General features: G+C 45.1%; 9 protein-coding genes and 1 pseudogene. 6 read left to right on the top strand and 4 right to left on the bottom strand.

Annotated features, from left to right (window positions below; genetic code table 11):
• Positions 1–115: 115 nt before the first annotated feature.
• Positions 116–1,546: an aldehyde dehydrogenase family protein gene (locus M3194_RS06805; protein WP_251652680.1), complete on the bottom strand. Its 1,431-nt coding sequence runs from the start codon at positions 1,544–1,546 to the stop codon at positions 116–118.
• A gap of 129 nt (positions 1,547–1,675) precedes the next feature.
• Positions 1,676–3,109 (bottom strand): aldehyde dehydrogenase family protein, encoded by a 1,434-nt coding sequence (locus M3194_RS06800; protein ID WP_251652679.1) that lies wholly within the window; start codon positions 3,107–3,109, stop codon positions 1,676–1,678.
• Between the two features lie 416 nt (positions 3,110–3,525).
• Here M3194_RS06800 and M3194_RS06795 point away from each other — a divergent pair, with 416 nt between their 5' ends.
• Both M3194_RS06795 and M3194_RS06790 read left to right on the top strand, forming a co-directional pair.
• Positions 3,526–4,260, top strand: coding sequence for an oxidoreductase (locus M3194_RS06795; RefSeq protein WP_463674784.1), 735 nt, complete (start codon positions 3,526–3,528; stop codon positions 4,258–4,260).
• Positions 4,261–4,575: 315 nt separating this feature from the next.
• Positions 4,576–6,133, top strand: a pseudogene (locus tag M3194_RS06790) (IS1182 family transposase).
• A gap of 144 nt (positions 6,134–6,277) precedes the next feature.
• Here the strand turns inward: M3194_RS06790 and M3194_RS06785 are convergent.
• A complete protein-coding gene (locus M3194_RS06785) occupies positions 6,278–6,748 on the bottom strand; it encodes a cupin domain-containing protein (RefSeq protein WP_251652677.1) in 471 nt (156 codons plus the stop codon).
• 314 nt (positions 6,749–7,062) lie between these two features.
• Here M3194_RS06785 and M3194_RS06780 point away from each other — a divergent pair, with 314 nt between their 5' ends.
• Genes M3194_RS06780 through M3194_RS06770 form a run of 3 tightly spaced genes read left to right on the top strand, consistent with a single transcriptional unit; the run spans position 7,063 to position 10,772 of the window.
• Entirely contained in the window at positions 7,063–8,523 is a 1,461-nt protein-coding gene (locus M3194_RS06780; protein WP_251652676.1) for a spore germination protein, read from the top strand.
• On the top strand, positions 8,516–9,664 hold the full coding sequence (locus M3194_RS06775; protein WP_251652675.1) for a Ger(x)C family spore germination protein: 1,149 nt from the start codon (positions 8,516–8,518) through the stop codon (positions 9,662–9,664). Before M3194_RS06780 ends, M3194_RS06775 begins: the two co-directional genes overlap by 8 nt.
• Before the next feature lie 13 nt (positions 9,665–9,677).
• Positions 9,678–10,772, top strand: a complete 1,095-nt coding sequence (locus M3194_RS06770; RefSeq protein ID WP_251652674.1) for a GerAB/ArcD/ProY family transporter — start codon at positions 9,678–9,680, stop codon at positions 10,770–10,772.
• Positions 10,773–10,891: 119 nt separating this feature from the next.
• Here M3194_RS06770 and M3194_RS06765 read toward each other — a convergent pair whose 3' ends face one another.
• A complete protein-coding gene (locus tag M3194_RS06765) occupies positions 10,892–12,325 on the bottom strand; it encodes an MFS transporter (protein ID WP_251652673.1) in 1,434 nt (477 codons plus the stop codon).
• Between the two features lie 368 nt (positions 12,326–12,693).
• On the opposite strand from M3194_RS06765, the gene M3194_RS06760 reads away from it, so the two are divergent.
• Positions 12,694–13,293 (top strand): TetR/AcrR family transcriptional regulator, encoded by a 600-nt coding sequence (locus tag M3194_RS06760; RefSeq protein ID WP_251652672.1) that lies wholly within the window; start codon positions 12,694–12,696, stop codon positions 13,291–13,293.
• Positions 13,294–13,482 lie beyond the last annotated feature (189 nt).

The raw sequence follows: 13,482 nt of genomic DNA, 5'->3' as shown, positions 1-13,482 counted from the left end.
TTCAGCCACTAAAAACAACGGTGGCTAAGCTTGGTGTACAACCAGGCTGCAGTCGCTGTCATAAGTACATGACTTAATCAAACCGCGCCTGGCGTTCCATCATGGCCTGGTCCGGTTAGTGAACTTCATATCCAAGTATGGCTTTCGGTTCGACATGCTCTTCCAAACCATATACGCCGGAATCTCGGCCCAAACCGGACTGCTTAAATCCGCCGAACGGGGCAAAGGGATCGTCTTGCACGGCCTTGTTGATCAAAATACGCCCAGCGATTATTTGCGAAGCTACTCGCCGAGCTCTTTCCATGTCCGAGGAGCTGACATATGCGGCCAAACCAAATACCGTATCATTTGCAATGTTAATTGCTTCTTCTTCTGTTCTGTAAGAAATGACCGAAAGTACCGGACCGAAAATTTCCTCTTTGGCGATTTTCATATCATTGGTTACATGGGCAAATACGGTTGGCTTGGCATAGAACCCTTCATCCAATCCCTCCGGGTGACCTAACCCTCCAACGATTAATTCTGCCCCCTCGTCAATTCCTGCTTGGATGTAGCGCTGCACGGTATCGTATTGTTTTTGGCTTACAAGCGGGCCTAATATGGAGTCTTCATCCATGGGATTACCAATTTTGGTTGAAGCAACAGCTTGTTTTATTAATTTCTTGACTTCGTCCAATCGGTTCTCAGGCACCAACAGTCTCGTTCCCGCATGACAGGCTTGCCCTGTATTGCTGAAACCGATGGCAATAGCCATTGGGATGGCTTTGGAGAAGTCGGCATCATCCAGAATGATGTTGGGGTTTTTCCCACCTAACTCTAAGGCCAGTCTTTTGAGAGTGTCGGATGCATCTTTGCTGATAATTTTCCCTACAGGAGTCGAACCGGTAAACGATATTTTAGCAATATCCGGATGCCTGACAAGCTCTGCCCCTACGACTTGGCCTGTACCATTGACAATATTTACAACACCTGCCGGCAATTTCGCATCGGCTATGCATTCCATTAATAGATGAGTCTGAAGTCCGCTGAGTTCACTAGGTTTCACGACAATCGTGCATCCCGTAGCTATGGCCGGGGCTATTTTATTGCAAATATGCGTATAATTGGCGTTCCATGGCGTTATCGCGCCTATGACGCCTAATGGTTCAAGAATGACTTTGGTTGTACCTTGCATCTTCTCGAAGGAAAACTGTTTCAATGCTTCCTTGGCGTAAAGGCAGGTCAGCGCAGCAAAGGTGGTACGGCCTTTAGATGGCTTTAACGGAGAACCATATTCCTCCGCTGCGGCTCTTGTTAATTCCTCTTCTCTTGCCATAATAGAATCGTGGAGTCTCTGAAGCATCTGACTTCGTTCATCTACCGTTGTTTTGGCAAACGATTTAAATGCTTCTTTAGCAGCTGCGATGGCCAATTGCACGTCTTGCTCGTTTCCTAGAACGAGTCTACCGATCGTTTTTTTATTAGAAGGGTTTACCAATTCCTGCATTTCTTTTCCGATTGAGTGTACGAATTGACCATTTATAAAATGCTGATTAAATGTACGCACCTTTAACTATCTCCTCTTTCCTTAGATTAGAGGATAGTATATCCGATGAAAATGGACTTATTCTAGGTGAATGGGGACAGGCAAGAAGGAGGCCCCTCTGTGGGGACCCCAAACTGCTGCCAGTGTAACTTATTGCAATATTACATCGTGTCCCAAGATCGTTTTTGGTTCAACATAAGATTCAAGACCATAAGCGCCAAATTCTCTTCCGATACCGGACTGTTTAAATCCTCCGAAGGGGGCCTTCGGCTCGTCATATAAACCATTAATGAGTACTCGTCCCGACACAATCCGGGATGCAACATCATTCGCTCTTTCCAGATTGCTTGAGCTAACATAAGCAGACAAGCCATAAATCGTATCGTTGGCAATCGCTATCGCTTCTTCTTCTGTTGTGTAGGTCAGAATCGATAGCACAGGTCCGAAAATTTCTTCCTTAGCAATTGACATGTCCATGGTAACATTGGCAAATACGGTAGGCTTAACATAATAACCGTTATCCAAACCTTCCGGATGACCCGGGCCACCGATGATCAATTCAGCGCCTTGTTCTACGCCTAGATGGATATAGCGTTGGACGGTATCATACTGCTTTTGGCTGACCATGGGACCGATAAACGTTCCCTCTTCCCAAGGGTTCCCGACTTTAATGCCTTTCACCGTTTTGATCACCAACTGCTTTACTTCCTCCAAGCGATGCTGGGGAACGATTAATCGCGATCCGACATGGCAAGCTTGTCCGCTGTTGCTGAAAGCGGTCATGACGGCCAGTGGAATAGCTTTATGATAATCAGCATCGTCCAGAATGACATTTGGCGACTTCCCTCCAAGCTCTAGCACGAGTCGCTTCATCGTTGCGGCTCCGTCCCTGGCAATGATTCTGCCGACATTCGTGGAGCCAGTGAACGATATCATCGCCACATCCGAATGACGCGTCAATTCCGCGCCAACCACGTCGCCTCTGCCGTTAACGAAGTTGATAACACCGGCAGGAATACCGGCTTCGTGAAAACATTCGGCGATTACCTGCGTTTGAATAGCGCTTAGCTCACTGGCTTTGATAACCACTGTGCATCCGGCCGCAATGGCAGGAGCAAGCTTTGTTGAGATATGCGTGTAATTCGCATTCCATGGTGTAATTAAACCAATAACGCCGAGCGGTTCAAGAGCGACCTTTGCTTGACCGATTCGCTTCTCGAATTGGAATTCTTTCATGACATCCAGATTATGAAGGAAGTTTTTGGCCGCATACATGGTGCGTCCGGCTGTCGCAGCGGCTGGAGCTCCGTATTCTTCGACCGCCACCTCATTCAATAAGTCAAACTTCTCCATCATTACATCATGCAGACGCTGCAGCATCTGCGCGCGTTCTTCTATCGACGTCTTGGAGAAAGTTATAAAGGCTGCCTTCGCTGCCGCAATCGCATCGCGAGTATCCTGCTCATCCCCGAGCGTCACTCGGCCGATTACTTCCTTATTCGCAGGATTAATAATATCCATCACCTCAGTGCCATGCGGCTTTACGAATTTCCCGTTAATATAAATTTGATCGATCGTTCTCATGATGCAACTCTCCTTTGAGCTTATATTTGTACTTTCCTAATTGGATTGTGCCGGCTACAAAAACCACTTTAACCCTTAAAGCCGACTTTAAGGCAAGCGATAATTTTTAACTTTTTTTCTTAGGCGAAAATGTAAATCAACATATTCGCAACATTAACTTTGACAAGTGGACCAAAGTCCGTTTATAGTGAAAAAAAGTGGACCGCAGTCCATTTCAATTGTCCTACATTTTGAAGGCATTAATGATGGATAACACAGTAAAAAAAGCAGAATTGTGTGAGAAACGCTTCAAATTCACCAGAAGGAGAGAACATAATGAGAGAAGACAACAAGATGATCTTCGAACCACTTCGACTCCGCAGCGGCAAGGAATTAAAAAATAGGATCGTTATGTCCCCAATGGGTCATTTGGGCTCATTCCCGGCGGATTTATTTCCGAGGAGGAATTGGCGTACTATAACATACGTGTCAAAGACGTTGGGATGGTTATTACGTCGGCAACGACGTTTAAAGAAGGAAAGCACTATCCGGGATTACCGGCAGCGGAGACCGATGAACATATTCCGGGGCTGCGCAAACTCAGCAAAGTCTTAAAATCCCATGGAGCTCTTGCCATTCTGCAATTATTTCATGAGGGGGCAAGTGGAATAGAGGATAATGAAGCACCGAGCGCCGTAGTGGCAGATAATTCCGCTTCTCCTCTACCTCGCGAATTGAGCGATGCCGAGATACAGGATCTAATCAAGAAATTTGGCGATGCGGACGCCATTCGAAACATAGATACTCTCGCGGACCAGGGACTGGATTATATTCACGTATCCCTTCATGATTTCTGGTCTACACCTCGTCGTGGCGTGAACGATAAACGTGCCCGGATGGAAATCTTTAAGGATGTTATCGGTAACCGTACAGCCCTTATCGGTGTAGGCGGAATAAAAACACCGGAAGATGCTTCAAAAGCACTTTCAACCGGCGTCGAGCTTGTCGCAATCGCAAGGGGATTGCTGTTGGAACCTAGATGGGTTAAAAAGGTACAGGAAGGCAAAGAAGATCTAATAAAGACGAAGTTATTCCGTGGGGATCAATCAAAACTGCTGCTGCCTGATGGGGTATGGTCGATGATTGAACTGTATCTTCCGTTCGAGGATTGACCTATATGCAGTTTTAAAGAGGGTGTCCCAAAAATCATGAAAATGTCGATGGGACACCCCCTTCGTATTCGGGTTTAAACAGCAACCTGCGCATTTTAATGTTCTTCCAATCGCCATTGCTCAGGGATTCCTTGAATCAACGAGGTAAGGTTGGAATCCCTTCACAAAAGCGACCGCTAACGCTTCTCCAGAATCATTAAAATGCTCCGGTTTGCCATTAACCTGTCAATGAAAAGCTTTAAGGACTAAACAAAAAGAAGCCGATCCTTGTTAGAATGGAAGTGCGACCAACCATCAAAAAAGGAGAGGCTTCTTTTGTACAAAGAATATACCATGGATCAACTGTCCTTGCCAATGGACTTGCAGGAAGATATCCCCGAAAATCATCTCGTTCGCGTCATCAACGATGCGGTCAATCGTTTAGATATGAGACTCTTCACCAAAGCTTATCCCGGAGGTGGCCGAGATAGCTACCACCCCAAAATGCTGATGAAGGTTATTATCTATGCCTACACACAGCGCATTTACTCTTCTCGCCAAATCGCGAAAGCGGTACGCGAAAACATCATGTTCATGTGGCTAGCCGCTAGACAGCTCCCAGATTTCCGCACCATTAACCGCTTCCGCTCTGAACGCATGAAAGACGTGCTGGAGACCATCTTTACAGCTGTTCTTCAGTTTCTCGTTGAAGAAAACTACGTCAAGCTCGACCACTACTTCGTCGATGGAACAAAGATTGAGGCAAATGCCAATCGCTACACGTTTGTTTGGGGCAAGGCTGTCGTTAAACAGAAACTGAAATTGCAAGAGAAAGTGCAGACCTTGTTCGCTGCCATTGAAGAGGCAGAGAAGCAGGAAGATCAAGCTCTAAATAACTCCGACCTTCCTGAACTCGGAGAGGCTTCCGCCATCACGAGTGAAAAACTGGAGCAGGCTGTTCAGCAGCTTGAAAACAAGCTTCAAGAAAAGCCGAAAGACAAGCCACTGAAGAAAGCTGTTCGCCTAGTGCGAAAAGACCTCCTCCCACGGCTGCAGAAATATGAATCAACAAGAGACGCTCGGAAGACGCAACAGCTTTAGTAAAACCGACACCGATGCCACGTTTATGCGCATGAAGGAAGATCATATGCGCAATGGCCAGTTGAAGCCTGGATATAACGTGCAGATTGGAACAGAAGATCAGTTCATCCTTAGTTACAGCCTTCACCAACGCCCAACAGACACGCGTTGTCTCATGCCACACCTGGACAAAGCGAAAGCCTCGCTTGGTCAATTGCCGGGGACCATCATTGCAGATGCTGGTTATGGGAGCGAAGAAAACTATGCTTATCTGGAATCAGAGGGGCAACGGGCACTTGTAAAATATAATACCTATCACAAAGAAAACACGAAAGCGTGGAAGCAAGACATTAGTAAATTCGAGCATTGGTTATATGACGAGAAAGAGGACACGTGGACATGTGCAGCAGGACAAAAGCTCCTGTTCCGTTACGAAAGCCAAAGCACCACGGAAAGTGGCTATGAAATTACCACTCGCCATTATCGCAGTCTCTCATGTGAAGGCTGTCCGCTGAAGGAGAGATGCACGAAGGCACAAGGCGATCGTGAAATAAAGGTCAGCATGGAATATCTTCGCCTCAAACAACAAGCTCGGGAGCAATTAAAGAGCGAAGATGGATATGCCTTGTCGGTTCGGCGAATGCACGAACCGGAGAGTGTGTTTGGCCAAATTAAGAATAACCGGGGATTCCGGCGGTTCCTGCTTCGAGGCTTGTCGAAAGTCAGCCTAGAGGTCGGGTGGCTTTCGCTTGCCCACAATTTGCTAAAGAAAGCTGCAAAGGATCAAAATCGAAAAATAGCGTTGCAGGGATAGCCCTCTGCAACACTATTTTTGTGAGAATTAATTCTTATTTTACTGATGCGAGCCGTTTCTCCAGCGAGCGACCACCTTTTGAGACGGCCCCTTTGCTTTTCAACAGCCATCAAACATTGAGTTGTCGTTGTTTTATCTATTTTATTATTTATTTGAAATAAGCATTGGAGGACCTACAATCCAAGTATCGTAGTTTTCGCATAGCTCCTGCCAGCCCTCTGGCGGCGTAAGACCAATCTTAGCGAAAACATCATCAATTCCGCCAGGGGCGAATGTGAAGAGAATACGTCCCGACTCAGTGCCCACATTAGTCCAAGCATGCGGAACGCCGCGCGGGACGACGACACTTGTCCCTGGGGTAACTTCGAAATCATCTTCGCCGCACTGGAAACGAAACGTGCCTTCTAGTACTTCGAAGATTTCCTCCCGTTCCTTGTGGAAGTGCTTCGGAGGGCCGCTAAGAAACGGTACGCGCGCTTCCATAATCGTGACCGCCCCGCCAACCTGACTGCTGTGAATTCGAATTGCCATTTGCTCGCCCGGCATCGTTGTAAACCATTCCAAATCCTTGCTATGCGTAAAGACTGCACGTTGTAAACCGTTATGCTGATTCATGATTATTATCTCCTTATTGTAGTCATTTGCAATTACATTTCGCCCATCAAATGGACTGTGATCCGCTTGTGGTATAATATAACTGGACTGCAGTCCGATTGTCAAGTGAAGTATACTCTAAATAGGGAAATATTTTGCTTCGCAGCGCATCATGATGCACCGATTTTCCTATACCACAGCGGATAATAGGGGAATACTGGTATCTTTCATCCACTGTTACGAAGAGCCCTTGAAATACATTGATTTTATGTATACGCATGGGAATCAGAGGAAAGCTATTAGAATCAGATGTGGCAATGACGAGGTGAATCACGTTGGACACGCTTCTTTTCAAAGATCCGACAATAAAATCAACAATAGCGGAGAATGAGCAAATGCTTCGACAATTGTTCGATGCATGCTTCGATATCACGTTCCGCTCGTTTAAAACCCCCGAGGGTTTAGCCACTCTTATTGTCTATATCACCGGTATAACTGACGCAAACAAAATAAACAACGATCTATTTCGGCCTGACACCCATGAATGGAAAGATCTGTTTACGGATATTCATTTATCTTCCGTTGCTACTAGCAGCGTGACCCATTCCATTCTTGAGACTGCTGATCGGCTTCTTCAAGGACACGCAGCCGTATTTGTGGAGGGCCATTCTCGGTGCGTATTACTGGATTTAAAAGCAAAGGAAGGCCGTAGTATTGAGGAACCTGCGTTTGAACAAACGATTCGTGGTCCACGTGACAGCTTTACTGAACAAGTTGAAGTGAATGCATCATTAATTCGGAAAAGATTACAATCAACGAGACTTAAACTGGAGGCCTTCACTGTCGGGTCGTTATCTCGCACAAAAACTATCGTCGTTTATTTGGATGGCCTTGTTGATGAAAAGGTTTTATGTCAAGTAAAGGAACGAATCGGGCAGATTTCCACAGATGCTATTTTAGACTCAGGTTATATGGAAGAAATGATCGAGGACGTCTCGTTTACTCCATTTCCACAAATCCAAAATACAGAGCGCCCGGATATTGTTGCAGCCAATCTTCTGGAGGGCAAAGTTGTCTTGCTTATAGACGGTACGCCAGACGCGTTAATCGTCCCAATGACGTTTTGGGCTACGTTTCAGTCAGCCGAAGATTATTATGAACGGTTTATCTTTTCAACGCTTATTAGATGGACAAGACTGTTTCTTTTTATTGTATCGCTATATCTACCTTCGCTCTTTGTGGCAATTACGACGTTTCATTCACAACTAATGCCGACAAATTTTTTATTTAGTCTTACCTCGGCTCGGGAAGGCGTACCATTTCCCAGCGTGATCGAGGCATTGTTAATGGAATTCATGTTCGAGGGACTGCGGGAGGCGGGTATTCGCCTGCCAAAGGCGACAGGATCAGCTGTTAGCATTGTAGGCGCGCTCGTCATTGGTCAGGCAGCCGTACAAGCCGGCATTGTATCCGCGCCTATGGTAATCGTAGTATCCATGACCGGTATAGCGTCTTTTGCCATTCCCCGTTATAACATGAGCGTTGCTTTTCGGATTTTAAGATTCCCAATGCTTCTGTTGTCCGGCATGTTTGGATTATACGGGGTAGCGATAGGAACGATTTCGCTATTAATTCATTTATGTCGATTGGAGTCATTTGGCGTTCCTTACCTCTCCCCTGTTTCGCCTTTGAGATTCCGACAACTTAACGATGTTTTTGTAAGGTCACCACGATCGAAAAATAGCCGAATCCGAAATAGCCTTTCCTTGATTAGGAGGAGAACGGGGAATGATTAATAGAAGCAAAGCGTGCTTAACTTTGCTAGTATTTGTTTGTCTAATGTGCGGTTGTTGGGATCGGAAGGAACTAAACGATCAGCTTTTTGATCTTGCCGGCGGCATCGATTTGGACGAAAGTAACGGCAACCGTTATCTTATTACCGGACAGCTGTTTGTTCCTAAATCAGGAGAAGGACAAGATCCTCCTCGATCGGCCTCTTTTCTAGAGTCAAGCCGCGGCAAAAACATTGCCGATGCAATTGATAACATGCAGCAATATCTTTCTCGTTCAATGACCCGAGGACATAGGCGCAACTTATTCATTGGAGAGAAGCTTGCGCGTAGTGGAATTTCTGAACTATTGGATTCCTATACTCGTGATCCGAATAGCCGACTAAGGACAGATATATGGGTAGTCAAAGAAGGCACCGCACAGGATATAATGAAAATCAATTACCCGCTTGAGAAACTATCGGCCATGGCCCCTATCAAGATCCATCAAGCTGCAGGAGGTGAAGTGGGGACTTCGCTGGTCCATTATTTGATGGCTTCCAAAGGGGAAGGCAGTTCACCGACGCTGCCGGTTGTAAAGAAATTTTCCAGTCCCGGCCTTGATAAACCAACTATAATGTTCTACGGACGAGCGATATTTAATCATAAACATAAACTGCTAGGATACCTCAATTATGATGAAGCGCACAACAGAGGCTGGATAATGGGGACAATTAAGAATGCCTTAATCACGACTGACTATCAAGGAACGGTTACTGGATTCGTGTCGCAGCCGAAAAGCAGGATTTACAGCGCTGTATCGAATTCCGGGTATGTAAAAGTGGAAATTACCATAAAAGGGAAAATCGTTTTGAAAGAGAATAACTCTTCCCTTGTATTGTCGGAAGGTACGGACCTTATGAAACTTCAGCAGTCATTCAACAATGAAATTAAAACGCAAATGCTTAACCTCATCCATAAAGTGCAGAAAGAATATAAGGCAGATGTGCTTGGCATTGGAGAAGCGGTATATAGACAACACCCTTCGTATTGGAAAAACCACAGGGGAAAATGGGACAATATATTTGTTCACTCCGAGATCATAATCCGACCAAAGTTAGAAATCAAACAAATCGGACAGCAAAACTCGCCACTCCACGTCAAATGAAAGCGGGATTTAGATGAAACTTTCGCTCAATCAATTGTTTTGGCTTCTTACAACGATGGAAATCGGTATGACTGCATTGTTGACAATCGGCGAGTCCTTCAAGGAAAGCAGACAAGCAGCATGGCTCTCTATCCTTCTAGCACTCCTGTCGAGTCTAGTCGTCACTTATATTTCATCTAAATTATGTCTGTTGTTTCCTGGAAAAACCTTCGTTGACTTTGTACCCGAATTAATTGGAAAGTGGCTTGGCAAGCTGCTTTCTATTTTGTATCTTGCTATATGGTATGCCGTTGGAGGGGTGATTCTAAGAGAGTATTCGGACTTCGTTCATATGGCATTATTTTTGAATACACCCATTTGGGTCATCATGGTTTTGATGATACTCATGATGATTTATACAGTAACTGGCGGTGTCCAAACCTTGGGTCGTTGTAGCGAGATTATTGGTCCGTTCATTACAATTTCCATCGTGTTGATCACCTTGCTATTAGCTAAAGATTTCCGGCCCGTCATGCTACTTCCAGTACTTCCATTGCAAGGCTTGGGTGCGCTGGTGAAAGGAAGTCTAGGGGCGTTTTCGTTCCTAGGTGAGTCGATTGCAATTCTTATGCTAATAGGCTTTTTACAACCACATCGAAAAATCACAGCTGCTGCAACAGGTGGCGTAGCTTTGGCTGGAATATTACTCATCCTTATAACAGTCAGTACCTGCATGGTCTTAGGTCCAGTGCTGCCCACCTATTTTATTTATCCCGTTTATTCAGTAGTTCAATATGTATCGGTAATGGAGTTCATTCAAAATATTGACGTTTTGGCGGTCATCGTCGTGATCTTCAGCATCTTTATCAAGTTATCTCTATACTTGTTCATAACCAGTTATGGGACTGCTAAGGTATTAGGTATCACAAAGTGGAGAAATATTACAGGAGCATCAGCTATCCTATTTCTTATAATAGCGCTATATCCCAAAAACATCATAGAATCGCAAGTTTATTTTCCGGATTTCTGGAAATATATTGTGCTTCCCATTTTTATTATTTCAATTCCGTTATTACTGCTTGTTATTGGAATGCTACGAAGAAGAGCAGGAAAACTTACCGGACAATAGGTTGAATAAAGAATAAAATTGATTGGTGTACTTTTTTGCATTAAAACACAAGGACCCGAAAGATAGGTTTTTTCTATCTTTCGGGTTCAAGCTTTCCAATCAGATCGTGCCTTTGTAAGTCAGTCACCGTTTACGCGCGCATCTTGAGGAATTATACCCGCTTTCTTACTCTTGCCGCTGCTCATGAAAGAAAGGATACAAGCAATGATCGCGAAAAATCCGCTTACGATTAATGCCGTGTGGAAACCGGATAATAAAGCCGTACTTGCGGAAACATCATGCGCCGAGGCTGTCACCGTAGCGGCGATTGTCGCCAGGATGGATAAACCCAAGCTCCCCCCCAATTGCAGGAACGTATTCACGATTCCTCCAGCAATGCCGTGTTCCTCGGGTTTAACATCCTGAACGGAACCTACGATGACGGCCGTATAGGACGCGCCTATCGACAATCCGAGTACGACAAATGCGGGAAGGATAAAGGATGCATAGTTTTTATCCATATTCATTTGACTCAACCAGAACATTCCGAGAGCATTGATCGCCTGGGTGACGATCAGCACTCTTTTCGCTCCAAATTTGCGCATAAAGAACGGAGTAATTTGCGTGACCACGATCGAGGTTAAACCAAGCGGCAAGAAAGCCAACCCGACGGTTAGAGATGAATAGCCAAGCTCGTGAAAGTACAAAGTAGAAAAGAAGTTAAAGCCGGTCATATAAGAAAACATTAAAAATCCAATAATATTAGATGTAACGAGCGAACGAAATTTGAATAAACGAAGCGGCATCAACGGATTTTCAGCAAATTTTTCTACAAAAATAAATACGCCTAACACCAATACGCCGATAATCAACATCGTGATCTTTGCCGTCGGCCAGTTGCCATCGACATTCGGCATTGAGATGCCGTAGACCAGTACGAAAATGCCGGCCAATACGGAAATCAAACCGAGCCAATCGATGGATTGTTTTTGCTGAATGACTGACGGACTTACTTTAACGAACAACAAACCAAGGATGAGCAGGATTCCCAGCGGAACGTTCAGATAGAACAACGATCTCCAGCCCGCGGAATCCGTAAGCAAACCACCGACGATTGATCCGGCAGCAGCTCCCCCGGACCCCAAGGCGCCGAATATACCGAACGCTTTGTTACGTTGTGGCCCAGCTGGGAAATTGTTGCTGATGAGCGACATTGCCGCCGGAATGGAAAGTGCAGCCCCGATTCCTTGTATCGCCCTGCTGGCAATAAGCCAAATCGGATCCGTTGCCAGGGCTCCTGTCAACGAAGAGAGACTGAAGATTGCCAAACCTATCATTAATACCCGTTTTCTTCCGAGCAGATCGCTGGCTCGCCCGCCGATCATCAGAAAACAAGCAAAGGTAAGGACATACGATGTCACGATCCATTGCAAGTCGTTCGCCTGCATGTGTAGTGCCGTTTGGATGGAAGGCAGTGCTACGACGACCGTCGTACTGTTCATAACCTCGATAAACTGAGTAAAACAGACAATAATAAGCAAAATCATATTTGCTCTCGAAATTCTTTCTTTCACTTTATTTCCTCTCCCATCTATATATAAATGACATTACCGAATCTGGCTAGATCGTGCGCATATGGAGTCACCGGAGAATATCTGGCTTGCACGGCCTGGATTCGTAGAGCTTGCTCCGACGACGCCTACCCCGTATTTTTTGTTTTGTTGTTGATTGGACATTTCCTCCTCAGGAACTTTTGATTTATTACTTGTTATGCCTTCCCGCTTGGCTCCGCTTTATTGACCCTATTTCGCTAAAGGGGTAACATGTAGTAAACTAGCTTTACATGAATATCGCGAAACCGGAACGCGGTCCAGATGTATCTCAATATAAGCGGAACGCAGTCCGTTCGTCAATGGCGTTTTTTGAAAGGAGGGAATTTGTCATGCTAGAACGCACGCTGCGCAAGGATGCGCAAGAACGCAGGGAAATTATTCTGGCAAAGGCTGCTCAACTTTTCGCTCAGTACGGTGTCGAAAATGTCAGCATGCGGCAAATCGCCAGAGAAGCTGGATTTGGACAAGGAACCTTGTATCGTAGCTATACGAACAAAGGCGATTTGTGCTGGGACTTGATCAGCGAAAGCTGTATTCAAAATAGGGATAAAATGGAGCTATACCTCATGGATAATTCATCCAGATCGCTTAAGGAACGGTTAGAAACCGTAATAGCGTATCATTTAGAATCACTGGAAACTCACTCCCCTCTCCTGGCTACCATGCAAAAAAACTACAATCCTGAAGAAGAACAAAGTGATTCCTTCAAGGAACATTATGAATCCATTCATTCCATCCTTGTGAGATTGCTCAAGGAATACAAGGTTACGAATGAAGCTTCGATGGTAGATCCGGTCTTTAGAGCGGATGCCATCATGTCTACGATGGCACCGGAAATGTTTTTATTCCTGAAAGAACATCGCCAATACACTTGCGATGGAATAAAAGAAAGACTTTTCAACACTTACGTTGAACCGCTTTTTCAGTAAAAAGCCGTAAAAAAGGGACGGTACAGAATTAAATTCTGAACCGTAATAAGGGAAAAAGGCGCCAAAAAGGTCAGGTATTGACCATTTTGGCGCCTCTTTATTTGCTTTATTGTTTTATGACCACACCTTACTACTCAACCGCTTGACAAATGGACTGCAGTCCATTTATTATGGGCATATAAAACGGAC

Source organism: Paenibacillus glycanilyticus, from assembly GCF_023715145.1.
Taxonomy (GTDB): Bacteria; Bacillota; Bacilli; order Paenibacillales; family Paenibacillaceae; genus Pristimantibacillus; species Pristimantibacillus glycanilyticus_A.
This window is presented reverse-complemented; position numbering and strand designations above follow the sequence as displayed.